Genomic DNA, 25376 nt, shown 5'->3' with positions numbered 1-25376 from the left:
GCATCAAAGCTTCAGCGCCCGCCACGGATGTGACGAGCGCTGAAGCTGTTCACGAATTCTAGGCTTGAGCCCCGGAGCGGTGCCCCGGGGCTTAGTGCATAGCCGTGGAGTTGAGCTGGTGCTGGATGCTCTTGAAGTGGTCCAGCCGCTCGATGGCGTGATCGAGCTCGCTGCCTTCGTGCTCCTTCAGATTCTCTTCCATCTCCGCGATCGTCTCGGCGAACTGCGCACGATCGAGCTCGGCCAGCGACGTCGCGACGTCGGCGAGCACGGTCAGGCCCCTTTCGGAGACTTCGGCAAGGCCGCCGAGCACGATGACCTTCTCGTGCCTGCCGCCGGTGGTCACGGTGAGAATGCCGGGGCGGATCGCAGCGACGACCGGCGCATGTCCTGCCAGCACGCCGAAGTCACCCTCGACGCCGGGGATGTCGACCTGGTCGACCTCGCCCGAGAAGGCGAGCTTTTCCGGAGAGACGAGGTCGAAGTGAAAGGTGGCCATGAGAAACCTTGCGAATGGTGAGTAGCGAATAGCGAGTGGCGAAGAGAGCAGCGCTTCTATTCGCTACTCCCTATTCGCCATTCGCGCCTTAGGCCGCCTCGGCCGCCAGCTTCTTGCCCTTCTCGACGGCTTCTTCGATGGTGCCGACCATGTAGAAGGCAGCTTCCGGCAGGTGGTCGTACTTGCCTTCCACCAGGCCCTTGAAGCCCTTGATGGTGTCGGCGAGGTCGACGAACTTGCCCGGCGAACCCGTGAAGATTTCGGCGACGTGGAACGGCTGCGACAGGAAGCGCTCGATCTTGCGGGCGCGGGCCACCGTCAGCTTGTCCTCTTCCGAGAGCTCGTCCATGCCGAGAATGGCGATGATGTCCTGCAGCGACTTGTAGCGCTGCAGCACCTGCTGGACCTGGCGCGCGGTGTCGTAGTGCTCCTGACCGACGACGAGCGGCGAGAGCATGCGCGAGGTCGAGTCGAGCGGGTCGACCGCGGGGTAGATGCCCTTTTCCGAGATCGCGCGCGACAGCACGGTGGTGGCGTCCAAATGCGCGAACGAGGTCGCAGGCGCCGGGTCGGTCAAGTCATCGGCCGGCACGTAGATGGCCTGCACCGAGGTGATCGAGCCCTTCTGCGTGGTGGTGATGCGCTCCTGCAGCGCGCCCATATCGGTGGCGAGCGTCGGCTGATAACCCACCGCCGAAGGAATACGGCCGAGCAGCGCCGACACTTCCGAGCCGGCCTGCGTAAAGCGGAAGATGTTGTCGACGAAGAACAGCACGTCCTGGCCCTGGTCGCGGAAGTGCTCGGCGACAGTCAGACCAGTGAGGCCGACGCGGGCGCGGGCGCCCGGCGGCTCGTTCATCTGGCCGAACACCAGCGCGCATTTCGACTTCACGCTCGGATCCGGATTGTGCGGATCGGCGTTGACCTTGGATTCGATGAACTCGTGATAGAGGTCGTTGCCCTCGCGGGTCCGCTCGCCGACGCCGGCGAACACGGAGTAACCGCCGTGCGCCTTGGCGACGTTGTTGATCAGCTCCTGAATCAGCACGGTCTTGCCGACGCCGGCGCCGCCGAACAGGCCGATCTTGCCGCCCTTCGCATAGGGGGCCAAGAGATCGACGACCTTGATGCCGGTGACGAGAATTTCAGCTTCGGTCGACTGGTCGGTGTAGGTGGGCGCTTCCTGGTGGATGGCGCGCTTGCCTTCCGCCTGGATCGGGCCGGCTTCGTCGATCGGCTCGCCGATCACGTTCATGATGCGCCCGAGCGTGCCGGCGCCCACCGGAACCGCGATCGGCTGGCCGGTGTCGGTCACTTCCTGGCCGCGCACCAGACCTTCGGTCACGTCCATCGCGATCGTGCGCACGGTGGACTCGCCGAGATGCTGCGCAACTTCGAGTACCAGACGGATATTGCCGTTCTTGGTTTCCAGCGAATTGAGAATGGCCGGGAGGTGGCCTTCGAACTGAACGTCGACGACGGCGCCCATGACCTGGGTGACGCGACCGACCGGGTTAGCTGCTGTAGCCATGAAGCTCTCCTTCGAAATTCTGTACTTGAACGACCGTCGTTTAATTGGTGCGTCAGAGCGCCTCGGCGCCGGAGATGATCTCGATCAGCTCCTTGGTGATCTGGGCTTGACGGGTTCGGTTGTAGATCTGGGTTTGCTTGCGGATCATTTCACCGGCGTTGCGGGTGGCGTTGTCCATCGAGCTCATCTGCGCGCCGTAGAACGAGGCATTGTTTTCGAGCAGCGCGCGGAAGATCTGCACCGCGATATTGCGCGGCAAGAGGCGGGAGAGGAGTTCGTCCTCCTCCGGCTCGTATTCGTAGGATGTCACCGGCGCGTTCGCCGCCTTTTCTTCCACGGTCAGCGGAATGATCTGCTGGGCGGTCGGGATCTGCGCGATCACCGAACGGAAGCGCGCGTAGAACAGCGTGCAGACGTCGAACTCGCCGTTGTCGAAACGCGCCAGCACCTTCTTGGCGATGTCCTCGGCATTGACGAAGCCGAGCTGGCGGACGCTGCGCAGATCCATGTGCTCGACGATCTGCTTATCGAACAGGCGACGAAGTTGCTCATAGCCCTTGCGGCCGACGCAGAAGAATTTCACTTCCTTGCCTTGCGCGATCAACGCCTGCGCGCGCTCGCGCGCCAGGCGCACGATCGAGGAGTTGAAGGCGCCGGACAGGCCGCGCTCACCGGTGCAGACGAGCAGCAGGTGAACCTGGTCCTTGCCGGTGCCGGCCAGCAATGCCGGCGCGCCGGGCGAGCCCGCGGCGGCGCTGGCGATATTGGCGATCACCGCGCCCATCTTGTCGGCATAGGGCCGCGCCGCCTCGGCCGCTTGCTGGGCGCGGCGCAATCTCGACGCCGCGACCATCTGCATGGCCTTGGTGATCTTTTGCGTCGCCTTGGTGGAGGCGATGCGGACGCGCATGTCTTTAAGTGACGCCATTCTTCGTTCACCCCGGCGGTTCGAGCCTTACGGTCAAGCCGCTAGCCTATCCCAGTCGTCATGCCCGGGCTCGTCCCGGGCATCCACGTCTTCATAAACCACGCGAAAGGCGTGGATTGGCCGGGACTTCAGATGCGAAGACGCGCTTCGCGCCTTAGCCCGGCCCTGACGGCCTTCTTATGCGAAAGACTTCGCGTAGCCCTCGACCACCGACTTCAGCTTGGCAGCGGTATCGTCGGAGAGATCGCGGCTGTCGCGGATCGTGTTGAGGATGTCGACGTGCTTGCCGCGCAGCAGCGAGAGCAGGCCGTCCTCGAACGCGCGCACCTTGTTGAGCGGCAGCGGATCGAGATAGCCGTTGGTGCCGGCCCAGATCACGCAGACCTGCTCTTCCATCTTCAGCGGCGAGAACTGCGGCTGCTTCAGGAGTTCGGTGAGACGCGAGCCGCGGTTGAGCAGGCGCTGGGTCGAGGCGTCGAGGTCGGAGCCGAACTGCGCGAACGCCGCCATTTCGCGGTACTGCGCGAGCTCGCCCTTGATCTTGCCGGCGACCTTCTTGGTGGCCTTGGTCTGCGCCGAGGAGCCGACGCGCGACACCGACAGACCAACGTTCACGGCGGGGCGGATGCCCTGGAAGAACAGATCGGTTTCCAGGAAGATCTGGCCATCGGTGATCGAGATGACGTTGGTCGGAATGTAGGCCGACACGTCGTTGGCCTGGGTTTCGATCACCGGCAGCGCGGTCAGCGAGCCCGAGCCCTGGTCCTTGTTCAGCTTCGCCGCGCGCTCGAGCAGGCGGGAGTGCAGATAGAACACGTCACCCGGATAGGCTTCGCGGCCCGGCGGGCGGCGCAGCAGCAGCGACATCTGGCGGTATGCGACGGCCTGCTTGGACAGATCGTCATAGATGATGACCGCGTGCATGCCGTTGTCGCGGAAGTACTCGCCCATGGTGCAGCCGGTGAACGGCGCAATGTACTGCATCGGTGCCGGATCCGAGGCGGTGGCGGCGACGACGATCGAGTATTCGAGCGCGCCCTGCTCTTCCAGCACCTTCACGAACTGGGCAACGGTCGAACGCTTCTGGCCGACCGCGACGTAGACGCAGTACAGCTTGATGTTCTCGTCCGGCTGCGCGTTGAGCGGCTTCTGGTTCAGGATGGTGTCGAGCGCGATCGCGGTCTTGCCGGTCTGGCGGTCGCCGATGATCAGCTCGCGCTGACCGCGGCCGATCGGGATCAGCGCGTCGATCGCCTTGAGGCCGGTCGCCATCGGTTCGTTCACCGACTTGCGCGGAATGATGCCGGGCGCCTTGACGTCGACGCGCATGCGCTTGTCGGCCTGGATCGGACCCTTGCCGTCGATCGGGTTACCCAGCGCGTCGACGACGCGACCGAGCAGGCCCTTGCCGACCGGCGCGTCCACGATGGCGCGAGTACGCTTGACGGTCTGGCCTTCCTTGATCTCGCGGTCGGCACCGAAAATAACGACACCGACGTTGTCGGTCTCCAGATTCAGCGCCATGCCGCGGGTGCCGTTCTCGAACTCGACCATTTCACCGGCCTGGACGTTGTCCAGACCGTAGACGCGAGCGATACCGTCGCCGACGGACAGCACCTGTCCGACTTCGGAGACTTCAGCTTCCTGGCCGAAATTCTTGATCTGGTCCTTGAGGATCGCGGAAATTTCCGCGGCGCGGATGTCCATCAGCCTGCCTCTTTCATCGCGTGCTTGATCGAATTGAGTTTGGTGCGAAGCGAACTATCCACCATGCGGCTGCCCAGCTTGACGACAAGGCCACCGATGATCGAGGGATCGACTTTCACGTTCAGCGCGACGTCCTTGCCGGTCACCGACTTCAGGGCAACCTTGAGGGCGTCGAGATTCTTGCCCGAGAGCGTTTCCGCGACGGTGACATCGGCCGTCGTCTCGCCCTTGAACTTGGCGACGAGGGCGCGGTAGGCGCGGATGACGTCCGACACCGCGAACAGGCGGCGATTGGCGGTCAGCACCTTCAGGAAATTGGCGGAGATGCCGGCGATGCCGGCCTTGGTCAGGACGGCCGACAAGGCCCTGGACTGGGTGTCAGCCGCGAACACCGGGCTGCGGACGAGGCGATTGAGATCGGCGCTCTCGGTCAGCAGGGCCTCGAATTTCTCAAGATCGGCTTTGACTTCGTCGACCACTTTCTGGTCGCGGGCCAGTTCGAACAAGGCCGTTGCATAACGGCCGGACACACCGGAAACGGACGTATCTTCTGCAGCCACAGACGCGCTCTTTTTGCTGTCAAACTCGCAAGGGAAAAACCGTCGCCACGAAGCGGCGCCTAGCGATCCAAGCCCTTGGAATTCAAGCGGGACTTCGATTTTTCGACCAACACGGGAGGTGCCGGGCTCGTTAAAATCGCGGCTTTGCTAACATAGCAGGCGCGCAGGTGCAACATGACGCCAAATTAAAGGCACGAGGATCTGTCGCCAGTTCGTCGCACGCCACGACGACGTGACGATGAGCTCACGGAATTGCCGTGAGTCTCGCAGCAGCTCGGCACCCGTTGGTTCCTGCCCTCAGCGCATAGCCGCCATGAACACGGATCGCTGAGGCGTGAATCCCGCCGCGTCAGTTCCGTTCGCTGAATACTTACCCAATTCTAAATAGCGGCGGAAATGACTTCATTTTACAGTATTCGCAAGTAATCATCTAGTTAATGAATCGTTAAAGCATAGGATTACGGAACACCGCCTGAATACCGGCACAGGTAACAAGATGTTTCATGACGACACAGAGCGGATTTACTGCCCAATTCACGCCGCATTGCGAAAGGAAACGCCATACCGCTCACAAACTGATGGGGGCTCCACTAGCCACATATGTGGCAATACTAGCTTAGGGACCACTAAATGCTGTCTTTGAAGACGCTGGGCTTTGCGACCCGGCCGCGCACGGCGATCGCATTCGTTGCCGCAACTCTCTTCATCGGTGGAACTGCCACCGAGGCTTCCGCGAAATCCAGACATCACCGGCATCACCATCATCATCACCGCCACCACGCCCAGAACGATACCAACGCGAGCTCCGATTGGCGCAACGCCAATGCGTCGGTGACGCCGTCGTCGGGCACGGGCCGCAGCTTCTCCGGCATGGCCTCCTATTATGGCAACGAATCCGGCAGCAAGACTGCTTCGGGCCAGCGCTTCAACCAGAACGCCATGACCGCCGCGCATCGTTCGCTGCCGTTCGGCACCAAGCTGCGCGTCACCCATGGCGGACAGAGCGTCATCGTCACCATCAATGACCGCGGCCCGTTCATTCGTGGCCGCGTGCTCGACCTCTCCACCGGCGCTGCCCGCGCCATCGGCCTGACCGGCGCCGGCGTCGGCCGCGTCACCGCGGAAGTCGTCTCCTAACGCGCGAACCAGCGCCTCATCTCAGCCGCGCAGTTTTCATCAGTTTGATGCGCGCATGAAACAAGCCCGCGGTCTTGGGGGACCGCGGGCTTTTTTTTACGTTCTGTCATTCCGGGGCAAATCCTACAAAAAGCTCTGCGGATCGACGTCGACCTCGAGCTTGAGATTGCCCGTCGGCTTCGGGCACACGGCGAGCCAGTTCCGCAGATAATCCGACAGATCGAAGCCGCGCGCCGATTTCACCAGGATGCGGAAGCGATAGCGGCCCTTGATGACCGCGAGCGGTGCTTCCGCCGGCCCCAGCACCACCACGCGCTCGTCTCGTGGCGCCAGCGCCACCAGGCGGCGGCCAAAGCCTTCCGCGCTCGGCCGGTCGCCTGCCGAGATGATCAGGCTGGCGAGCCGGCCGAACGGCGGATAGAGCGTCTTCTCGCGCAGGTCGATCTCGCTGTCGTAAAAGGCCTCGCGGTCGCAGGCGATCAGCGCCTTCATCACGGGATGATCGGGCTGGTGGGTCTGGAGATAGCCGACGCCGCGGCCCTGCTCGCGTCCGGCGCGGCCTATCACCTGGTTGAGCAATTGCCAGGTGCGCTCTGCCGCGCGCGGGTCGCCGTTGGAGAGGCCGAGATCCGCATCGACCACGCCGACCAGATTAAGCCGCGGGAAATTGTGACCCTTCGCGACGAGCTGCGTGCCGATGATGATGTCGACACGGCCCTCCGCGATCTCGGCAAGCTCGCTGCGCATCGTCTCGATCGAGGTGATGAGATCGCTCGACAGCACCATGGTGCGCGCGTCCGGGAACAGCGCGGCCGCCTCCTCCTGCAAGCGCTCGACACCTGGGCCGACGGCGACCAGCGATTCCTCCGCAGAACAGTTCGGGCAGACGTGCGGGCGCGGCATCGAGAAGCCGCAGTGATGACAGACGAGGCGCTGACGAAAGCGGTGATCGACCAGCCAGGCGTCGCAGATGGTGCAGGCGAAGCGATGGCCGCAGGCACGGCACAGCGTCAGCGGCGCATAGCCGCGGCGATTGAGGAACAAGAGCGCCTGCTCACGCCGCTCGATCGCGGTCTTGATCTCGCCCGCGAGCCGGGGCGAGATGAAGCGGCCACGCGCCGGCGGCTCGCGGCGGAGATCGATCGCCTCGATATGCGGCATGTGCTGCCCGCCGAAGCGCGCGGGCAGCGCGATGCGCTGATAGCGGTTCTTGCGCGCGTTGACCTCGGACTCGACCGAAGGCGTCGCGGAGGCCAGCACGACCGGTATTTTGGCGATATGCGCGCGCACCACCGCCATGTCGCGGGCGTGGTAATGCACGCCCTCGTCCTGCTTGTAGGCCTGGTCGTGCTCTTCGTCGACGATGATGAGGCCGAGATCGGCATAAGGCAGGAACAGCGCCGAGCGCGCGCCGACCACGACCGGTGCGCTGCCGGCGGAGATCGCCGCCCAATTGCGCGCGCGGGTGCGCGGCGTCAGCTCCGAATGCCATTCCAGCGGCCGAACGCCGAAGCGCTGCGCGAAGCGGTCGAGGAACTGGCCGGTGAGCGCAATCTCCGGCATCAGGATCAGCGACTGTTTTCCGCGACGAATGGCTTCCGCGACCGCCTCGAAATAAACCTGTGTCTTGCCCGAGCCGGTGACGCCGTCGAGCAGCGCGACGTGGAAGGTGCCGTTGGCCGCGAGCGCGCGCATCGTATCGACCGCCGCGCGTTGGAGCGGTGCGAAATCCGGCCGGCCAAAATCCGGATCGGGTGCTGGCGGCGGCGGAGGCGGCGGCATCGGTTCGACCGTGAGCGTGCCTTCGTCGACGAGGCCGTCGATCACGCCCGCCGAGACGCCCGCTTCCTTGGCGGCCTCGGACTTGCCGTGCAGCAGCCGGTCCGACAACACCGCGATCAGGCGCTGCCGCGCCGGCGTCAGGCGCTTCGGCGGATCGCCGACCAGGCGCACGCCGGCGCGCATCCGTTCAGGGCCGAGATTTTCGCCCATGCGCAGGCACATGCGCAGCACCATGCCGCGCGGGCTCAGCGTGTAATTGGCGACCCAATCGACGACCGCGCGCAGCTCGCCCTTCAACGGCGGGATGTCGAGCTTCTCGCTGACGTCCTTGAGACGGTTATGCAGGCGCGGATCGGGATTGGCGTTTTCGGCCCAGACCACGGCCAGTACCTCGCGCGCCCCGAGCGGCACGCCGACGAGATCGCCGGCCTTCAGCTCCATCCCGCGCGGCACCTTGTAGGAATAGGTCTGGTCGAGCGCGACCGGCACCAGCACGTCGACCATAGGGGTCGCGGTGGCGGGGGCGGACGTGCTGCGCGGCGAATGATCCATGAACTGGCTTGGGGGGAGAATCGGAACCTAGGACGTCTCAAGGCTAGCGCCCTGGGGCGGCCTTAGCGAACGATAAACGGGTGTGATGCGATATACTTACGGAATCACCACGTCCAGAGTGCATGAGCAAAGCGGCCGCCCCACCCATCGAACTCGCCAGCGCGGATCCCTCAATCGTGCAGGAGATGGCGCGCTGGCTGTCGCATCTCGGCGCCGAGCGGCGGCTGTCGCCGAAGACGCTGGAGGCCTATGGCCGCGACTTGCGGCAATGCCTGGATTTCCTCTGCTCCCATTGGGGCGAGCGCGTCACGCTTGAGCGCTTCGCCGCGCTGGAAGCCACTGATGTGCGCGCCTTCATGGCGATGCGCAGAGCCGACGATATTGCCGGTCGCTCGCTGATGCGCGCGCTCGCAGGCCTGCGCTCGTTCGGCCGCTTCCTCGAGCGCGAAGGCAAGGGCAAGGTCGGCGCGCTATCCGCGATCCGCGCGCCGAAGGTCGCAAAAAGCCTGCCAAAGCCGCTGCCGATGGCGTCGGCCAAACGGCTTGCGGATGCCGACGAGCGCGCCGGCGAGGAACGCGAGACCTGGATTCTGGCGCGCGATGCTGCGGTGATGGCGCTGCTGTATGGCTCGGGTCTGCGCATCTCCGAGGCGCTCGGCCTGAAGCGCCGCGAGGTGCCGCGACCGGGCGAGGGCGACGTGCTCGTCGTCACCGGTAAAGGCAACAAGACCCGCATGGTGCCGGTGCTGCAAAACGTGCTCGCGCTGGTGCAGGAATACGTTGCGATGTGCCCGTATCCGCTGCCCGCCGAGGGCCCGATCTTCGTCGGCGCGCGCGGCGGGCCCTTGAGCCCGCGCATCATCCAGCTCGCGATGGAGCGGCTGCGCGGCGCGCTCGGCCTGCCCAACAGCGCCACCCCGCATGCGCTCCGCCATTCCTTCGCCACGCATTTGCTCTCGCGCGGCGGCGATCTGCGCGCGATTCAGGAATTGCTCGGCCATTCCTCGCTCTCGACCACACAGGTGTATACCGGCATCGATTCCGAGCGGCTGCTCGAAGTCTATGCCAGCGCGCATCCGCGGCGCTGACACACTGACGTCATAACGTGCTTGCCTCTTGCGCGGCGCACGCGGTTCGGTCAATCGTGGGGAACCGAGGCAGGAGGGACATCATGAGCGCACATGAAAGCATGGAGCATGCCGAGCACGCTGAACACGCGTCCGGCTCGAACAAGAAGATCGCGCTCCTGATCGCGGTTCTGGCGCTGTTCCTGGCGATCTCGGAAACGCTGGGCAAGGGGGCCCAGACCGAATCGATCAGCAAGAACGTCGAGGCCGCCAATCTCTGGGCGTTCTTCCAGGCCAAGAGCATCCGCCGCACCGTGGTGGTGACCGCGGCAGAACAGGGCAAGCTGACGCTGGGTGGCACGACCGACGAGGCCATGAAGGCGACGGTGCAGAAACAGGTCGACGACTGGACCAAGACCGCGCAGCGCTACCGCTCCGAGCCCGAGACCGGCGAGGGCACCGAGCAACTCGCCGAGAAGGCCAAGCATGCCGAGCACGATCGCGACGAGGCGACCGCGAAGTACCATCATTTCGAGCTGGCCTCGGCCGCCTTCCAGATCGGCATCGTGCTGGCCTCAGCCACCATCATCACCGGCATGTTCGCGCTCGCCTATGTCAGTGGCGTGCTGACGATTGCCGGCCTGGTCATGACCGCGCTCGGCCTGTGGTGGCCGCATCTGTTGCATTTGCATTGAGCGCTTCGCGTGACGACGGCGCCGCGAATCCGTCGCCACATTCCGCTGTCATGCCCCGGCTTGCCGCCTTCGCGGGCTATGACAGTGAATATGTGGAGATGACACCGGATATGAGGCGAGCAGCTACCGCGCTTCGTGCACGCTCTTGCGGAAGCGCTGGATCAGGCGGAGCGTGCGGGAGGACCATCCCTCGCCGTTGCCGGTGATCAGCTCGCGGATCCGCCGCTTGACCGGGTCGACCAGCGCGGCGGCCTTGGCGCGCACCTTCAGCACCAGCTCGTAGAGCCGCTCGAACCAGTGCATCTCCAACAGTTTGGCGCGCGTCACGTCGAACACGAAAGCGGTGACGCCGAGGCCAAGCATCTTCGCGAACACGATGGTGAACACCGCGCTGGTCCAGTATTCGTGCGCGAGCAGCCACAGCCCGACCAGCTTGAGCGGAAACAGCGGGATGATCGGGACCGCAAACACGATCAGCGTCATGGCCGGCGATAGCGCATCGACGCGCTCCGTCAGCCATTGCTTGAAGCGCGCGAGCGGGATCGCCGCGACGATTTTTGCAACGATCGGCTCGAGATGGTCCCACAGCCAGGCTTCGATCAGGAAGACGATCGCAAGCAGGACCCAGACCGGTTGAAGAAGGCGGCGCAGCATGTGTTGTCCCGCCCGATTCGGTTCGGGCCTTGGACTACATATGGATGGCCCGCTTGCCGACCGCAAGCGCGGCTTCCTTGACCGCTTCCGAGCGGGTCGGGTGGGCGTGGCAGGTGCGGGCGAGATCCTCCGCACTGCCACCAAACTCCATGAGAACGCAGGCTTCATGGATCATTTCGCCGGCTTCGCGGCCGATAATGTGCACGCCGAGCACGCGATCGGTCTTCGCATCTGCGAGAATCTTCACAAAGCCGTCAGTGGTCTGGTTGACCTTGGAGCGGCCGTTGGCGGTAAAGGGAAACTTGCCGACGGTATAGGCGACGCCGGCCTGCTTCAGCTCCTCCTCGGTCTTGCCGACGGAGGATACTTCCGGCGTGGTATACACGACGCCCGGAATGACGTCGTAGTTCACGTGGCCGGCCTGGCCCGCAATGATCTCTGCGACCGCGACGCCTTCATCCTCGGCCTTGTGCGCGAGCATCGGGCCTGCCACCACGTCGCCGATGGCGTAGACGCCCCTCAGGCTGGTGGCGAAATGCGGATCGATCTGGACGCGGCCGCGTGCGTCGAGCGCGACACCGGCTTCCTTCAGGCCGAGCCCGTCGGTGTAGGGCGTGCGGCCGATGCAGACCAGAACGACATCGGCCTCGATGGTCTCGGCGGCACCGCCGCCAGCCGGTTCGATTTTCGCGAGCAATGCCTTGCTGTTGGCTTCGACGCCGGTGACCTTCGAACCCAGCTTGAATGCAAATCCCTGCTTTTCAAGGATCCGCTGGAATTGCCGGGCGACCTCGCCGTCCATGCCGGGCAGAATGCGATCGAGGAATTCGACCACCATGACTTCGGACCCAAGCCGGCGCCACACAGAGCCAAGTTCGAGCCCGATCACGCCCGCGCCAATAACCAGCAATCTGCCGGGTACCTTGTCCAGCGACAGCGCGCCGGTCGAGGACACGATGCGCTTCTCGTCGATCTCGATGCCCTTGAGACGCGCGATGTCCGAGCCGGTGGCGATCACGATGTTCTTGGTCTCGACCACTTGCGACTTGCCGTCGGCGGAGACTTCGACCTTGCCGGTGCCGAGGATCTTGCCGGCGCCTTTGAGCACGTCGATCTTGTTCTTCTTCATCAGGAACTCGACGCCCTTGACGTTGCCGTCGATGCCCTGCTGCTTGAAGTTCATCATCGCCGGCAAATCGAGCTTCGGCGCGGGAACGCTCACGCCCATTTTCGCGAAGGAATGGCCGGCTTCCTCGAACATCTCGGACGCGTGCAGCAGCGCCTTCGAGGGCATGCAGCCGACATTGAGGCAGGTGCCGCCGAGGGTAGCGTTCTTTTCGACCACGGCGACTTTCATGCCGAGCTGGGCTGCGCGCACCGCGCAGACATATCCGCCCGGTCCGGTGCCGATGACGACGAGATCGTAGGTAGCCATGAGAGAAAGTCCCGTAGGTTTAGCGTGATGAGGATGTGTCAGCGCCCGCCGGACACATCGAGAATGGCGGAGGTGACGTAGGAGGCCTCGTCCGAGATCAGCCAGACGATGGCGTTGGCGATTTCCTCGGCGGTGCCGACGCGCTTCATCGGCACCAGATGGGCCAGGCGATGGGCGCGGTCGGGCTCGCCGCCGGCAGCGTGGATTTCGGTGTCGATCAGGCCGGGGCGGATCGCGGCGACGCGGATGCCTTCGCCTGCGACCTCATAGCCGAGGCCGACGGTGAAGGAATCGACCGCGCCCTTGGACGCGGCGTAATCGACATAGGTGTTGGGTGCGCCGAGCTTGGCAGCCACCGATGACAGGTTGACGATGACGCCGCCCTTGCCGCCGTGCCTGGTCGACATCCGCTTCACCGCCTCGCGCGCGCAGAGAATGGAGCCGGTGACGTTCACGGCCATCACGCGCTGGATGCGTTCGGCCGACATCTCGTCGACGCGCACGCCGCTCTTGCCGACGATGCCGCCATTGTTGACGAGCGCGCCCAGCGCGCCGAACTTGTCGGCTTGCTTGAACAGTTCGAGGATGTCGCTTTCCTCCGCGACATCGCATTTCACGGCGATGGCACTGCCGTTACCAGCCTCGATCTGCGCGACCACCTCGTCCGCGGCAATCTTGTTGCTGGCATAGCCGACCACGACGCGAAAGCCGCGCGCGGCCGCCGCAAGCGCGGTCGCCCGCCCGATGCCGCGGCTGCCGCCGGTAATGACAACGACTTTATCCGTCACGCGCGCCTCCATGGTTCGACACGCGCCGCCGCGAATGGCGACGGCGCTCGCAGAGCAACGGCAATCAGAGATCGAGCACCAGGCGTGCCGGATCTTCCAGGCTCTCCTTGACGCGGACCAGGAAGGTCACGGCTTCCTTGCCGTCGATGACGCGGTGATCGTAGGACAGCGCCAGATACATCATCGGGCGGACCTCGATCTTGCCGCCGACGACCATCGGTCGCTCCTGGATCTTGTGCATGCCCAAGATGCCGGATTGCGGCGCGTTCAGGATCGGGGTCGACATCAGCGAGCCGTAGATGCCGCCATTGGTGATGGTGAAGGTGCCGCCCTGCATCTCGTCGATCTTGAGCTGGCCGTCGCGGGCACGGCGGCCGAAATCGGCGATGCTCTTCTCGATATCGGAGATCGACTTGTGGTCGCAGTCGCGCACCACGGGCACGACGAGACCCTTGTCGGTGCCGACGGCGACGCCGATGTGGTAGTAGTTCTTGTAGATCAGGTCGGTGCCGTCGATCTCGGCGTTGACGGCCGGAATGTCCTTCAGCGCCTGCACGACGGCTTTGGTGAAGAAGCCCATGAAGCCGAGCTTGGCACCATGCTTCTTCTCGAACGCATCCTTGTAATGGGCACGCAGCGCCATGACGTTGGTCATGTCGACCTCGTTGAAGGTCGTGAGCATGGCGGCGGTGTTCTGCACGTCCTTGAGGCGGCGCGCGATGGTCTGACGCAGGCGGGTCATCTTGACGCGCTCTTCGCGGGCGGCGTCATCGGCCGGCGACGGTGCGCGCACCTGCACGGCAGCGGCGGGCTGGTTGACCGGGGTCGGCGCGGACGCCGCACGCTCGATCGCGGCGAGCATATCGCCCTTGGTGACGCGGCCGTCCTTGCCGGAGCCCGGAACGGTCGAGGCATCGATGCCGGTCTCGGCCGACAGCTTGCGCACCGAGGGGGCGAGCGGCGCATCGGCCGGCGGCGCTTTCGCGGCCGAGGCTGCTGCAGGAGCGGCGGCAGCGGCCGCAGGAGCAGCAGCGGCGGGCTTGGCGGCAGCAGCAGCCGGCTTTGCAGCGGCTGCGCCTTCCGTGATCTGGCCGAGCAGCGCGCCGACCGCAACAGTCGCGCCATCGGCGGCAATGATCTCGCTCAGCGTGCCGGCGGACGGCGCCGGGACCTCGATGGTGACCTTGTCGGTCTCGAGCTCCACCAAGGGCTCGTCCACGGCGACGGGGTCGCCGGCCTTCTTGAACCAGCGGCCGATGGTGGCCTCGGTGACGGATTCGCCGAGCGTCGGCACACGAATTTCAGTCATGGTCTTTTCCTTAAGGAGATCGCCAATGCGGTCATAAGTGCGGATGTCATCGCCTGCGAAAAGCAAGCCATCCAGCAAACCGGGCGTACGTATGCTGCACGGACGACACGGCGTACTGGATGCCCCACCCCAGTACGCGGTCGCGCACGAGGCGGGGCATGACACAGTTCAAGAAGTTCAGCTCAGTGCTTCGTCCAGGAACGCCTTCAGCTGCGCCTGATGTTTGGACATCAGACCCGTGGCGGTCGCAGCCGAGGCGGCGCGACCGACATAACGCGGACGCCGGCTCGCGCCGTTCACCTGGTTCAGCACCCATTCCAGATAGGGCTCGATGAAGTGCCAGGCACCCATGTTGCGGGGCTCTTCCTGGCACCAGATCACTTCGGCCTTCTTGAAGCGGGACAGCTCGGCCACCAGCGCCTTCAGCGGCACCGGATAGAGCTGCTCGACGCGCATCAGATAGATGTCGTCGATGCCGCGCTTCTCGCGCTCCTCATAGAGGTCGTAATAGACCTTGCCGGAGCAGAGCACGATGCGGCGGATCTTCTCGTCAGGGACGAGCTTGATCGCCTCGTTGGGCAGCATCTGGGCGTCATCATAAAGGATACGGTGGAAGGTCGTGCCTTTCGCCAGCTCCTCGAGACGCGACACCGCCCGCTTGTGGCGCAGCAGCGATTTCGGCGTCATCATGATCAGCGGCTTGCGGATCTCGCGGTGGAGCTGGCGCCGCAGCACGTGGAAGTAGTTCGCCGGCGTGGTCGGGTAGACCACCTGCATGTTGTCTTCGGCGCACATCTGCAAATAACGCTCGAGACGTGCCGAGGAGTGCTCCGGTCCCTGGCCCTCATAGCCGTGCGGCAAGAGGCAGACGAGACCGGACATGCGCAGCCATTTGCGCTCGCCCGAGGAGATGAACTGGTCGAATACGACCTGCGCGCCGTTGGCGAAGTCGCCGAACTGGGCTTCCCACAGCGTCAGCGTGTTCGGCTCGGCGAGCGAATAGCCGTATTCGAAGCCGAGCACGGCCTCTTCAGACAGCAGCGAGTTGATGACCTCGTAATGGCCCTGCTCGCTGCCGAGATGGTTGAACGGCGTGTAGCGGCTCTCGTCTTCCTGGTCGATCAGGACGGAGTGACGCTGCGAGAACGTGCCGCGCTCGGAATCCTGTCCGGACAGGCGGACGTGATGGTTTTCCTGAAGCAGCGTGCAGAACGCCAGCGCCTCGCCGGTCGCCCAGTCGATACCGACGCCGTTCTCGATCGCCTTGGCGCGATTTTCCAGAAAACGCTGGATGGTGCGGTGGACCCGGAAGCCGTCCGGCACCTTGGTGATCTTCCGGCCGATGTCTTTGAGGATCGGCAGGTCGACGCCGGTGACGCCGCGGCGCGCATCCTCTTCCTGGTCGGCGATCTTGAAGCCTGCCCATTTGCCGTCGAGCCAGTCGGCCTTGTTCGGCTTGTAGGAGGTGCCCGCCTCGAACTCGGCATCAAGCCGGGCGCGCCAGTCGGCCTTGGCCTTGTCGACCTCGCCCTCGGTGATCACGCCTTCGCTGATCAGACGCCGCGAGTAGAGCTCCAGCGTCGAGGGATGGGCGGCAATCCTCTTGTACATCACCGGCTGGGTGAAGGCTGGCTCATCGCCCTCGTTATGGCCATGCCTGCGGTAGCAGAACATGTCGATAACGACGGGCTTGTGGAATTTCTGCCGGAACTCGGTAGCAACTTTAGCCGCGAACACGACGGCTTCGGGATCGTCGCCGTTCACGTGGAAGATCGGCGCGTCGATCATCTTCGCCACATCGGACGGATAGGGCGACGAGCGCGAGTAACGCGGATAGGTGGTGAAGCCGATCTGGTTGTTGACGATGAAGTGCACGGAGCCGCCGGTGCGGTAGCCCTTCAGGTCCGACAGACCGAAGCATTCGGCAACGACACCTTGGCCAGCGAACGCCGCGTCGCCGTGCATCAGCAGCGGCATGACGGAAATGCGCATATCCGGCGGATCGCCGTGCTGGTCCTGCTTGGCGCGGACCTTGCCGAGTACGACGGGATCGACGATCTCGAGATGCGAGGGGTTCGCTGTCAGCGACAGGTGGATACGGTTGCCGTCGAACTCGCGGTCCGAGGAGGCGCCGAGGTGATACTTGACGTCCCCGGAGCCTTCGACTGCATCGGGATTGGCCGAGCCGCCCTTGAATTCGTGGAACAGTGCCCGGTGCGGCTTGCCCATGACCTGGGTCAGCACGTTGAGGCGGCCGCGATGCGGCATGCCCAGCACGATCTCCTTCACGCCAAGATTGCCGCCACGCTTGATGATCTGCTCCAGTGCGGGAATCAGCGATTCACCGCCGTCGAGGCCGAAGCGCTTGGTGCCGGTGAACTTGGTGTCACAGAATTTCTCGAAGCCTTCGGCTTCGATCAGCTTCATCAGGATGGCGCGACGACCTTCGCGGGTGAACGAGATCTCCTTGTCCGGCCCCTCGATGCGCTCCTGGATCCAGGCCTTCTGCGCGGCATTGCTGATGTGCATGAACTCGACACCGAGGGTCTGGCAGTAGGTGCGCTCGCAGATCGCGGTGATCTCGCGCAGCGTGCCGTATTCGAGACCGAGCACGTGATCGAGGAAGATCTTGCGGTCGAAATCGGCTTCGCTGAAGCCGTAGGTGCGCGGGTCGAGCTCTTCGCGGTTGCGCGGGGCTTCGATGCCGAGCGGATCGAGCTTGGCATGGAAGTGGCCGCGCATGCGGTAGGAGCGGATCAGCATCAGGGCGCGGACGGAGTCGCGCGTGGCCTGGAGCAGGTCGGCGGAAGACAGGCCGCCCCCCTTGGCCTGCGCCTTGGCGGCGATCTTGTTGCCGACCGACTTCTCGACCTCGGCCCAGTTGCCGTCGAGAGCGGAGGTCAGCTCGTCCTGCGGGGTCAGCGGCCAGTTGGCGCGCTCCCAGGAAGGACCTTCGGCGTTCTTGCTGATGTCGCCGGGCTGGTCATTCAGGCTCTTGAAGAACTCCTGCCACTCGGGGTCGACCGAGGACGGATCCTTCTGGTAGCGGGCGTAGATTTCGTCGATGTAGGTGGCGTTGGTGCCCTGCAAAAAGGATGAGAGGGCAAAGGCTGCGTTCGCGTCCTGGCGAGACATACTGGAGTTCCTGGCGATTTCGGTTCGCGCATAACAAACGGCGCTGGCGCCGAGCTCCCGGCAGAGGCTCGGCGCGACAGGCACCCTTTACCCTATTTGCTGCGAAACTTCGCCCGGAAAAATACGAAGAAGTGAATTAGCCCTTCAACTTTTCGGCAAGCGTATGACCGAGACGTGCGGGCGAGGGAGAGACCACGATTCCGGCCGATTTCATCGCTTCGGTCTTGGAACCGGCGTCGCCCTTGCCGCCCGAGATGATCGCGCCGGCGTGACCCATCCGGCGGCCGGGAGGTGCGGTGACACCGGCAATGAAGCCGACCATCGGCTTCTTGCGCCCGCGCTTGGCCTCGTCCTTGAGGAACTGGGCGGCGTCCTCCTCGGCGGAACCGCCGATCTCGCCGATCATGATGATCGACTCGGTCTTGGGATCGGCGAGCAGCATTTCCAGCACGTCGATGAACTCGGTTCCCTTGACCGGGTCGCCGCCGATGCCGACAGCAGTGGTCTGGCCGAGGCCTTCCTGGGAGGTCTGGAACACGGCTTCATAGGTCAAGGTGCCGGAGCGGGAGACGATGCCGACGCTGCCGGTCTTGAAGATGTTGGCCGGCATGATGCCGATCTTGCACTCGCCCGCGGTCATGACGCCCGGGCAGTTCGGCCCGATCAGGCGCGACTTGGAACCGATCAGCGAGCGCTTCACCCGCACCATGTCCACGACCGGAATGCCTTCGGTGATGCAGACGATCAGCGGAATCTCGGCATCGATAGCTTCGCAGATCGCGTCGGCCGCGCCCGGCGGGGGCACGTAGATCACCGACGCGTCGGCGCCGGTCTTCTCACGCGCCTCGCGCACGGTGTCGAACACCGGCAGGCCCAGATGCGTCGCGCCGCCTTTACCCGGCGAGGTGCCGCCGACCATCTTGGTGCCATAGGCAATCGCGGCCTCGGAATGGAAGGTGCCGTTCTTGCCGGTAAAGCCCTGGCAGATGACCTTGGTGTTCTTGTCGATCATGATGGACATGAGGTCTGCTTTCGCGAACTAACGAGTGAGAGGTCAGTGGATGCGGCGGTAGACGCCGGTGAGCACGTCGGCCCAGCCTTCCGCGTCCGGCGAGAACTGGATCTTCAACGAATAGGAATTGTCGTCGATGATCTCGTAGACGTGGCGCGCATTGCCGCGGAGCGAGCCGCGTACCAGCGTCAGGGTCTTGCCGACCCAACCGCCGGAGGCGGGCGAGGGCGGCGTGTAGCCGAGCGAGTCGTACCAGAACAGTTTGTAGGTCCGATCGTCGCGGTCGTAGGTGAAGATGCCGTGAGTGGCGAAGATCTGCTTGCCGTCGCGCATCTGGACCGAGTCCTGGATCAGATAGAACCCGTTGAGCTCCAAGCGCGCGACAACGTGAGAGGTGGCCGGTCCGCCCTCCGTCCAGCGCGACGGGAAGACCATCTCTTCACCATCCCATTCGCCGGCAAACGCGGCGAGGCGCGCGTGCTCGGGGAGCGGAGATGATGCGGCGAGATGGTCCTGGGCCATGGCCTTAGCCTCCCTTGACGGCCTTCACGATCTTCTGCGCGGCGTCGTCGAGATTGTCGGCCGGCACCACGTTCAGGCCGGATTCACGGATGATCTTCTTGCCGAGCTCGACATTGGTGCCTTCGAGGCGCACCACCAGCGGCACGCTGAGACCGACCTCGCGGACGGCGGCCGTGACGCCCTCGGCGATCACGTCGCACTTCATGATGCCGCCGAAGATGTTGACCAGGATGCCCTTCACGTTGGGATCCGCAGTGATGATCTTGAAGGCGGCGGCGACCTTCTCTTTGCTGGCGCTGCCGCCGACGTCGAGGAAGTTGGCCGGCGACATGCCGTAAAGCTTGATGATGTCCATCGTCGCCATGGCGAGACCGGCGCCGTTGACCATGCAGCCGATGTTGCCGTCGAGGGTGACGTAGTTCAGGTCGTATTTCGACGCCTCGATTTCCTTGGCATCTTCCTCGGTCTCGTCGCGCAGGGCGAGCACCTCAGGATGACGGAACAGCGCGTTGTCGTCGAACGAGACCTTGGCGTCGAGCACACGGAGCTGGCCCTGCTTGGTCACGACCAGCGGGTTGATCTCCAGCATCGACATGTCCTTGGCGACGAAGGCGGCGTAGAGCTGCGCGGTGAGCTTTTCGGCCTGCTTGGCGAGATCGCCGGAGAGCTTCAGCGCCTTCGCCACCGTGCGGCCGTGATGGCCCATGACGCCGGTCGCAGGATCGACCGAGAAGGTGACGATCTTCTCAGGGCTGTTGTGCGCGACCTCCTCGATGTTGACGCCGCCCTCGGTCGAGACGACGAAGGAGACGCGCGAGGTCTCGCGATCGACCAGGATCGAGAGGTAGAATTCCTTGTCGATGTCGGAGCCGTCCTCGATGTAGAGGCGGTTGACCTGCTTGCCGGCGGGACCGGTCTGCACGGTCACCAGCGTCGCGCCCAGCATCTGCTTGGCGAATTCGGAGACCTCGGCGGCCGACTTGGCGATGCGGACGCCGCCCTTGTCGCCGGCGCTGGCTTCCTTGAATTTGCCTTTACCGCGGCCGCCGGCATGGATCTGGCTCTTCACGACCCAGACCGGACCCGGCAGCGCCTTGGCGGCGACTTCCGCGTCGGCCGGCTTGAGGACGGGCACGCCCTTGGAAATCGGCACGCCGAACTCATTCAGCAGCGCTTTGGCCTGGTACTCATGGATATTCATATGGTCGCTCCCTGAACCCGAGGGCGGTGACCTCAAGGGCCCACCTCAGTCTTGTGGCTGGCATACCATATACCACAGGAACTGCAACCCGGATTCTTTAGACTTCGAGATCTCTGGACTGCCGAACCGGAAAGCGCGGCACGATGCGCGGGCCCCGGAAATGAAACCGCCGAAGACCGGTTTTCGGACTTCGGCGGGAATTGCCGGCGCTTAGCGGCCGAGAAGATCGGGGGCGATCTTCTTGCAGGCGTCGACCAGGCCCTGCACCGCGCCGACCGACTTGTCGAAGGCCTCGCGGTCCTTGCCGGCGAGCTCGATCTCGACCACGCGCTCGACGCCCTTGGAGCCGATCACGACGGGCACGCCGACATACATGTCCTTCACACTGTACTCGCCGTTCAGGTAGGCGGCGCAGGGCAGCACACGCTTCTTGTCCTTCAGATAGCTCTCGGCCATGGCGATCGCGGACGCCGCCGGCGCGTAGAAGGCCGAACCGGTCTTGAGCAGATTGACGATCTCGGCACCGCCGTTGCGAGTGCGGTCGACGATCTCGTCGAGACGCGCCTGCGAGGTCCAGCCCATCTTGACGAGGTCGGGCAGCGGGATGCCGGCGACGGTGGAGTACTTCACCAGCGGCACCATGGTGTCGCCATGGCCGCCGAGCACGAAGGCGGTGACGTCCTCGACGGAGACGTTGAACTCGTCGGCCAGGAAGTAGCGGAAGCGCGCCGAATCCAGCACGCCGGCCATGCCGACGACCTTCTTGTGCGGCAAGCCCGAGGCCTTCTGCAGCGCCCAGACCATCGCGTCGAGCGGGTTGGTGATGCAGATGACGAAGGCGTCGGGGGCGTACTTCTTGATGCCGGCGCCGACCTGCTCCATGACCTTGAGGTTGATGGAGAGGAGGTCGTCGCGGCTCATGCCGGGCTTGCGCGGCACGCCGGCGGTGACGATGCAGACCTTTGCGTTGTCGAGCGCCTCGTAGGAGTTCGTACCGGTATAATGCGCATCAAAACCGTCGACCGGCGAGGACTGCGCGATGTCGAGCGCCTTGCCCTGCGGCACACCCTCGGCGATGTCGAACATCACGACGTCGCCCAGTTCTTTCAGGCCGATGAGGTGAGCCAGCGTTCCGCCGATCTGACCGGAGCCAATCAAAGCAATCTTGTCGCGCGCCATGTGAGCCTGTCCTTTAGACACGTAAGGAGGGAAAACTGAGACGGGTGGTTATCCCTTTCGCCTCCCCCGTTCAAGTCGGTGGATGCCCAATTGTCGGGCTTGCCGCGATTCCGGCCAGCAGCCTCTAAGCCGTCATTCCGGGGCGCCTGCGCCATTGCGCGGGCGAACCCGGAATCTCGAAATTTGTAGCGCGAGATTCCGGGTTCACGCTGGCGCGCGCCCCGGAATGACCGGAGGATAGAAATAGGACTATAAAAATAGGACTTAAGTCTCTACCAGACCCTTGGTCGAGCCGCTGGCGGTGGAATCCTTGCGGCCGTGAGGCAACGCCAGATAGGATTCCGAGCTCATCTCGATCAGGCGTGACGCGGTCCGCTTGAACTCGTTGGCCTCGTTGCCTTCGGTCGCAAGGTACAGCGCGATCGGGTTGGCATCGGCCGAGGCCATCAGCTTCACCGCATTGTCATAGAGCGTGTCGATCAGCGTGATGAAGCGCTTGGCGGCGTTGCGCTGAGAGACGTCCATCACTGGAATATGGTCGACCAGGATGGTGTGATAGTCCTGCGCCAGCCTGAGGTAGTCCGATGCCCCAAGCGGCTTCTCGCAGAGATCGGCGAACGAGAACCGCGCGACGCCATGGGCCGAGCACGGCACGTGCAGGATGCGTCCCTTGATCGAGATGTCGCGCGGCTTGCATCTGGCGCCGCCGCTCATCTTCGACCAGGCGCGGTCGAGCGCAGCATCCGCATCGGCATCTGCCGGTGTCAGCCACATCGGCACGCCCTGAAGCTTCTCCAGGCGGAAATCGGTGCGCGCGTCGAGCCGCGCAACGTCCATGTGATCGGTGATCTGCTTGATGAAGGGCAGGAACAGCGACCGGTTCAGGCCGCCCTTGTAGAGATCGTCGGGCGCGACGTTCGAGGTCGCGACCACGACGGTGCCGAGCTCGAACAATTTTGCGAACAGACGGCCGAGGATCATGGCGTCGGCGATGTCGGTGACGTGGAATTCGTCGAAGCAGAGCAGCCAGCTCTCCTCGAAGATCGCACTCGCGGTCAGCGCGATGACGTCGCCGTCGGCGATCTCGCCGCGCGCGATGCTCTGGCGATAATCGTAGATGCGCTCATGCGCCTCCGCCATGAACTCGTGGAAATGCGCGCGGCGCTTGTGCTCGACCGAGGAATGCTGAAAGAACAGATCCATCAGCATGGTCTTGCCGCGGCCGACCTCGCCATGGATGTAGAGTCCGCGCGGCGCCTCGTCCTTGTCGCTGCTGAACAGGCGGCTGAGCAGACCCTGCTTGCGCGCGGGCTTGTAAGCCGCGAGCCGTTGGTCGAGCGCTGCATAGGCTTCCGCGATTTCGGCCTGCGCGGCATCAGGCTCGATCGCGCCGGAGGCGATCTGGGCTTGATAGGCTTCGCGGAATGAGGAACTGGGGGGCGAGAGCATGGCCCTTTCCGCCAGAGAAGGACGGAAATTGCAACTGCGTATTGCCGCAACGGCTCATGCATTTCCTTCTTTGGCGCAGAGAGCAGTTGCCCGCCCCACGGTCACCGATCGACCCGTCGCAAAGCTCCAATCTTGCCTTCCGTCGAGGTAGAATGTACCTATTCAGGAACCAAGGAACCTCGACATGGCCCTCAGCATCAAGGACCCCGAAACGGAGCAATTGGCGCGGAGTCTCGCGCAATTGACCGGCGAGAACATCACGACCGCGACCAAGCGCGCGATCGAGGAGCGCCTCCGCCGGCTCGGCGGCCAAACTCGCAAGCACGCGCTGCTGGAAGACATGGCGGAGATCAGGCGGCGCTGGCGCGAGATGCGAGTCTTGGACGACCGCACACCTGAGGACATTCTCGGCTACGACGAGCATGGATTGCCACGCTGATGGTAATCGACACATCGGCGATCGTGGCAATCGCACTCGATGAACCCGATGCAGCAGAGATCGAGCAGCAGATCGCAGATGATCCGGTCCGGCTGGTCTCTACCGCAACTGTGCTCGAAACCATGATGGTGATCGAAACGCGGCTGGGTGACGCTGGCGGTCGCGAGTTCGACCTTTGGCTGCTCAAGATCGGCGCCGAGATCGTGCCTGTCGAGGCAGAACAAACCGATGCGGCGCGGCGTGCCTGGCGGCGCTACGGAAAGGGGCGTCACGCTGCAGCGCTGAACTATGGTGATTGCTTTTCCTACGCGCTCGCGGTGACCCGCAGCGAGCCGCTACTGTTCAAGGGCGAGGACTTCGCGAAGACCGACGTCGCCCGAGCGGGCGTAGTGCCGCTGCGATAGTGTAATTCCTACGCGCGAACCTCTATCCGACCTACGCACACAGCTCGTAGGCGTCCTCGACGACATACGGGCCGCCGCCGGTGGAGGCGCGGGATGAGAAGAGAACAAAACGCTCAGCCATGAACGCCTTGCTCGGGAAGTAGCCGCGCAGCGAGAGATAGTCGGCAACGTCGCGATCGGAGGCATCGTGCAGCCGGGCCAGCGTGACATGCGGGATGAACTTGCGGCCTTCAGGGTCGAGACCGATCCGCTGCATCATCCGTTCGAGCTCGGCCTGCAATTCCATCAGCGGCTTGCTCGGCGCGATCGTCGCAACGACTGCCCGCGGTTTGCGGCCGCCAAAACTCGTGAGGCCCTGCACCTTCACCTCGAACGGCTTGCGGTCGACGCGAAACAGCATCGAGGCGATCTCGTTGGCGGAGACACCGTCGATATCGCCGATGAAGCGCAAGGTGACGTGATAATTTTCGGGATCGATCCAGCGGGCGCCGGGAAGGCCGCCCCTCAAGTTGGAAAGCGACTGGCCGATCTCGGCCGGAATTTCCAGACCCGTGAACAAACGCGGCATCGTTTCGCACTCCCGATGCTTGGGTACAGCCCTCAAGGCAAGGACGGTATCCAAATTAGAGCCGGCGACGAATCACCGGTACCCTGATTCCTATCGCAGTTGTGTGACTCTGCGAAGCTTGGCCAACCTCACCCCGGTAAAACCCTGGGAATTACGGTTAGCATTGCCTGCTTTTCAACGCCGTTGCTCAGCGATCGTGCCAATGAATGCCTCCACCGTAGGCATGATCCTGTCGACGATGATGTCGACGCCGCCCGCGGTCGGATGGATGCCGTCGGCTTGGTTGAGCTTGGCGTCGGCGGCGACGGCGTCGAGAAAGAACGGATAGAGCGGCACGTCGAATTTCTTCGCCAGATCCGGATAAATCGAATTGAAGCGCGCGGTATAATCGGCGCCGTAATTAGGCGGCGCCAGCATGCCGCACAGCATCACCGCGATCTTGCGTGCCTTGAGCCGCTGGATGATGTCGCTGAGCGCGGCGCGCGTCAAATCCGGATCGATGCCCCGCAACGCGTCGTTGGCGCCGAGTTCGACGATGACGCCCTCGGTTCCTTCAGGCACCGACCAGTCCAGCCGATCGCGGCCGCCGGAGGAGGTGTCGCCGGACACCCCGGCATTGACCATGTCGACACTTATGCCTTTGGCCTGTAAGGCTTTTTGGAGTTTCGTCGGGAATGCCTCCTGGGCCGGAAGTCCGAGACCAGCGCTCAAGGAATCGCCCAGCACGACGAGCTTGATCGGCTTCTGCCCCTCGGCCGAAGCCGTCGTGACCACCGTCATCAAAGCGAGCACCAACACGGCTATGTGCATGAACAATCCGTAA

The 25376-nt window shown here is 64.0% G+C and carries 23 protein-coding genes; 5 read left to right on the top strand and 18 right to left on the bottom strand.

All coding sequences use genetic code 11. The annotated features are described in order from the left end of the window. Positions 1 to 91 precede the first annotated feature (91 nt). From IVB12_RS14765 to IVB12_RS14745, 5 genes are all read right to left on the bottom strand, one after another. Positions 92 to 499 carry a F0F1 ATP synthase subunit epsilon gene (locus IVB12_RS14765; RefSeq protein ID WP_247281228.1) on the bottom strand — a complete coding sequence of 136 codons (408 nt, stop codon included), beginning with the start codon at positions 497 to 499 and terminating at the stop codon, positions 92 to 94. 88 nt (positions 500 to 587) lie between these two features. After that, positions 588 to 2030, bottom strand: a complete 1443-nt coding sequence (atpD, locus tag IVB12_RS14760; protein ID WP_247300028.1) for a F0F1 ATP synthase subunit beta — start codon at positions 2028 to 2030, stop codon at positions 588 to 590. Between the two features lie 52 nt (positions 2031 to 2082). After that, entirely contained in the window at positions 2083 to 2958 is an 876-nt protein-coding gene (locus IVB12_RS14755) for a F0F1 ATP synthase subunit gamma (protein WP_247300027.1), read from the bottom strand. A 177-nt stretch (positions 2959 to 3135) separates the two neighbouring features. Next, complete coding sequence (gene atpA / locus IVB12_RS14750) at positions 3136 to 4665, bottom strand: F0F1 ATP synthase subunit alpha (protein WP_247300026.1); 1530 nt, start codon at positions 4663 to 4665, stop codon at positions 3136 to 3138. Next, entirely contained in the window at positions 4665 to 5225 is a 561-nt protein-coding gene (locus IVB12_RS14745; RefSeq protein WP_247300025.1) for a F0F1 ATP synthase subunit delta, read from the bottom strand. Before IVB12_RS14745 ends, atpA begins: the two co-directional genes overlap by 1 nt. A gap of 630 nt (positions 5226 to 5855) precedes the next feature. On the opposite strand from IVB12_RS14745, the gene IVB12_RS14740 reads away from it, so the two are divergent. Continuing rightward, positions 5856 to 6362: a septal ring lytic transglycosylase RlpA family protein gene (locus IVB12_RS14740; protein ID WP_247300024.1), complete on the top strand. Its 507-nt coding sequence runs from the start codon at positions 5856 to 5858 to the stop codon at positions 6360 to 6362. 123 nt (positions 6363 to 6485) lie between these two features. Here IVB12_RS14740 and IVB12_RS14735 read toward each other — a convergent pair whose 3' ends face one another. Beyond that, positions 6486 to 8696, bottom strand: a complete 2211-nt coding sequence (locus IVB12_RS14735; protein ID WP_247300022.1) for a primosomal protein N' — start codon at positions 8694 to 8696, stop codon at positions 6486 to 6488. A gap of 122 nt (positions 8697 to 8818) precedes the next feature. Between IVB12_RS14735 and IVB12_RS14730 the strand changes: the two genes are divergently transcribed. Both IVB12_RS14730 and IVB12_RS14725 read left to right on the top strand, forming a co-directional pair. After that, complete coding sequence (locus IVB12_RS14730) at positions 8819 to 9784, top strand: tyrosine recombinase XerC (RefSeq protein ID WP_247300020.1); 966 nt, start codon at positions 8819 to 8821, stop codon at positions 9782 to 9784. 83 nt (positions 9785 to 9867) lie between these two features. Continuing rightward, positions 9868 to 10458, top strand: coding sequence for a DUF4337 domain-containing protein (locus tag IVB12_RS14725; RefSeq protein WP_247300018.1), 591 nt, complete (start codon positions 9868 to 9870; stop codon positions 10456 to 10458). A gap of 123 nt (positions 10459 to 10581) precedes the next feature. On the opposite strand, the gene IVB12_RS14720 is transcribed toward IVB12_RS14725, so the two are convergent. From IVB12_RS14720 to zapE, 10 genes are all read right to left on the bottom strand, one after another. Further along, positions 10582 to 11112, bottom strand: coding sequence for a hypothetical protein (locus tag IVB12_RS14720; RefSeq protein WP_247300017.1), 531 nt, complete (start codon positions 11110 to 11112; stop codon positions 10582 to 10584). Positions 11113 to 11146: 34 nt separating this feature from the next. Next, positions 11147 to 12547 carry a dihydrolipoyl dehydrogenase gene (gene lpdA / locus IVB12_RS14715; RefSeq protein ID WP_247300015.1) on the bottom strand — a complete coding sequence of 467 codons (1401 nt, stop codon included), beginning with the start codon at positions 12545 to 12547 and terminating at the stop codon, positions 11147 to 11149. A 38-nt stretch (positions 12548 to 12585) separates the two neighbouring features. Continuing rightward, entirely contained in the window at positions 12586 to 13335 is a 750-nt protein-coding gene (locus IVB12_RS14710) for an SDR family oxidoreductase (protein ID WP_247300013.1), read from the bottom strand. 64 nt (positions 13336 to 13399) lie between these two features. Then, the gene (odhB, locus tag IVB12_RS14705; RefSeq protein WP_247300011.1) at positions 13400 to 14644 is read right to left on the bottom strand and encodes a 2-oxoglutarate dehydrogenase complex dihydrolipoyllysine-residue succinyltransferase; all 1245 of its coding nucleotides are present in this window, start codon (positions 14642 to 14644) and stop codon (positions 13400 to 13402) included. 177 nt (positions 14645 to 14821) lie between these two features. Then, positions 14822 to 17779, bottom strand: a complete 2958-nt coding sequence (locus tag IVB12_RS14700; RefSeq protein WP_247300009.1) for a 2-oxoglutarate dehydrogenase E1 component — start codon at positions 17777 to 17779, stop codon at positions 14822 to 14824. 136 nt (positions 17780 to 17915) lie between these two features. Further along, positions 17916 to 18800, bottom strand: a complete 885-nt coding sequence (gene sucD, locus IVB12_RS14695; RefSeq protein WP_247300006.1) for a succinate--CoA ligase subunit alpha — start codon at positions 18798 to 18800, stop codon at positions 17916 to 17918. Between the two features lie 33 nt (positions 18801 to 18833). Beyond that, complete coding sequence (locus IVB12_RS14690; protein WP_247300004.1) at positions 18834 to 19313, bottom strand: DUF1579 family protein; 480 nt, start codon at positions 19311 to 19313, stop codon at positions 18834 to 18836. Positions 19314 to 19317: 4 nt separating this feature from the next. Continuing rightward, positions 19318 to 20514, bottom strand: coding sequence for an ADP-forming succinate--CoA ligase subunit beta (sucC, locus tag IVB12_RS14685; protein WP_247300003.1), 1197 nt, complete (start codon positions 20512 to 20514; stop codon positions 19318 to 19320). A gap of 210 nt (positions 20515 to 20724) precedes the next feature. Then, complete coding sequence (mdh, locus tag IVB12_RS14680; RefSeq protein ID WP_247300001.1) at positions 20725 to 21693, bottom strand: malate dehydrogenase; 969 nt, start codon at positions 21691 to 21693, stop codon at positions 20725 to 20727. Positions 21694 to 21957: 264 nt separating this feature from the next. Further along, the gene (gene zapE / locus IVB12_RS14675; RefSeq protein ID WP_247299999.1) at positions 21958 to 23142 is read right to left on the bottom strand and encodes a cell division protein ZapE; all 1185 of its coding nucleotides are present in this window, start codon (positions 23140 to 23142) and stop codon (positions 21958 to 21960) included. Between the two features lie 184 nt (positions 23143 to 23326). Here zapE and IVB12_RS14670 point away from each other — a divergent pair, with 184 nt between their 5' ends. Further along, the gene (locus IVB12_RS14670; protein WP_247299997.1) at positions 23327 to 23581 is read left to right on the top strand and encodes a type II toxin-antitoxin system VapB family antitoxin; all 255 of its coding nucleotides are present in this window, start codon (positions 23327 to 23329) and stop codon (positions 23579 to 23581) included. Next, entirely contained in the window at positions 23581 to 23985 is a 405-nt protein-coding gene (locus IVB12_RS14665) for a type II toxin-antitoxin system VapC family toxin (RefSeq protein WP_247299995.1), read from the top strand. Before IVB12_RS14670 ends, IVB12_RS14665 begins: the two co-directional genes overlap by 1 nt. Before the next feature lie 31 nt (positions 23986 to 24016). Here IVB12_RS14665 and thpR read toward each other — a convergent pair whose 3' ends face one another. Both thpR and IVB12_RS14655 read right to left on the bottom strand, forming a co-directional pair. Continuing rightward, positions 24017 to 24553, bottom strand: a complete 537-nt coding sequence (gene thpR / locus IVB12_RS14660; RefSeq protein WP_091893084.1) for an RNA 2',3'-cyclic phosphodiesterase — start codon at positions 24551 to 24553, stop codon at positions 24017 to 24019. 174 nt (positions 24554 to 24727) lie between these two features. After that, entirely contained in the window at positions 24728 to 25363 is a 636-nt protein-coding gene (locus tag IVB12_RS14655) for an arylesterase (RefSeq protein ID WP_247300066.1), read from the bottom strand. Positions 25364 to 25376 lie beyond the last annotated feature (13 nt).

Source organism: Bradyrhizobium sp. 179, from assembly GCF_023073535.1.
GTDB lineage: Bacteria > Pseudomonadota > Alphaproteobacteria > Rhizobiales > Xanthobacteraceae > Bradyrhizobium.
The sequence above is the reverse complement of the archived record's forward strand: the minus strand, read 5'-3'. Positions and strand labels throughout refer to the sequence as shown.

Coding starts and splice junctions, on each gene's coding strand:
- IVB12_RS14725 (WP_247300018.1), top strand. CDS start 9,868: ATGAGCGCACATGAAAGCATGGAGCATGCCGAGCACGCTGAACACGCG.
- atpA (WP_247300026.1), bottom strand. CDS start 4,665: ATGGACATCCGCGCCGCGGAAATTTCCGCGATCCTCAAGGACCAGATC.
- odhB (WP_247300011.1), bottom strand. CDS start 14,644: ATGACTGAAATTCGTGTGCCGACGCTCGGCGAATCCGTCACCGAGGCC.
- IVB12_RS14720 (WP_247300017.1), bottom strand. CDS start 11,112: ATGCTGCGCCGCCTTCTTCAACCGGTCTGGGTCCTGCTTGCGATCGTC.
- IVB12_RS14755 (WP_247300027.1), bottom strand. CDS start 2,958: ATGGCGTCACTTAAAGACATGCGCGTCCGCATCGCCTCCACCAAGGCG.
- IVB12_RS14670 (WP_247299997.1), top strand. CDS start 23,327: ATGGCCCTCAGCATCAAGGACCCCGAAACGGAGCAATTGGCGCGGAGT.
- zapE (WP_247299999.1), bottom strand. CDS start 23,142: ATGCTCTCGCCCCCCAGTTCCTCATTCCGCGAAGCCTATCAAGCCCAG.
- IVB12_RS14740 (WP_247300024.1), top strand. CDS start 5,856: ATGCTGTCTTTGAAGACGCTGGGCTTTGCGACCCGGCCGCGCACGGCG.
- sucD (WP_247300006.1), bottom strand. CDS start 18,800: ATGTCCATCATGATCGACAAGAACACCAAGGTCATCTGCCAGGGCTTT.
- IVB12_RS14765 (WP_247281228.1), bottom strand. CDS start 499: ATGGCCACCTTTCACTTCGACCTCGTCTCTCCGGAAAAGCTCGCCTTC.
- sucC (WP_247300003.1), bottom strand. CDS start 20,514: ATGAATATCCATGAGTACCAGGCCAAAGCGCTGCTGAATGAGTTCGGC.
- atpD (WP_247300028.1), bottom strand. CDS start 2,030: ATGGCTACAGCAGCTAACCCGGTCGGTCGCGTCACCCAGGTCATGGGC.
- thpR (WP_091893084.1), bottom strand. CDS start 24,553: ATGCCGCGTTTGTTCACGGGTCTGGAAATTCCGGCCGAGATCGGCCAG.
- IVB12_RS14735 (WP_247300022.1), bottom strand. CDS start 8,696: ATGGATCATTCGCCGCGCAGCACGTCCGCCCCCGCCACCGCGACCCCT.
- lpdA (WP_247300015.1), bottom strand. CDS start 12,547: ATGGCTACCTACGATCTCGTCGTCATCGGCACCGGACCGGGCGGATAT.
- mdh (WP_247300001.1), bottom strand. CDS start 21,693: ATGGCGCGCGACAAGATTGCTTTGATTGGCTCCGGTCAGATCGGCGGA.
- IVB12_RS14655 (WP_247300066.1), bottom strand. CDS start 25,363: ATGCACATAGCCGTGTTGGTGCTCGCTTTGATGACGGTGGTCACGACG.
- IVB12_RS14690 (WP_247300004.1), bottom strand. CDS start 19,313: ATGGCCCAGGACCATCTCGCCGCATCATCTCCGCTCCCCGAGCACGCG.
- IVB12_RS14700 (WP_247300009.1), bottom strand. CDS start 17,779: ATGTCTCGCCAGGACGCGAACGCAGCCTTTGCCCTCTCATCCTTTTTG.
- IVB12_RS14730 (WP_247300020.1), top strand. CDS start 8,819: ATGAGCAAAGCGGCCGCCCCACCCATCGAACTCGCCAGCGCGGATCCC.
- IVB12_RS14665 (WP_247299995.1), top strand. CDS start 23,581: ATGGTAATCGACACATCGGCGATCGTGGCAATCGCACTCGATGAACCC.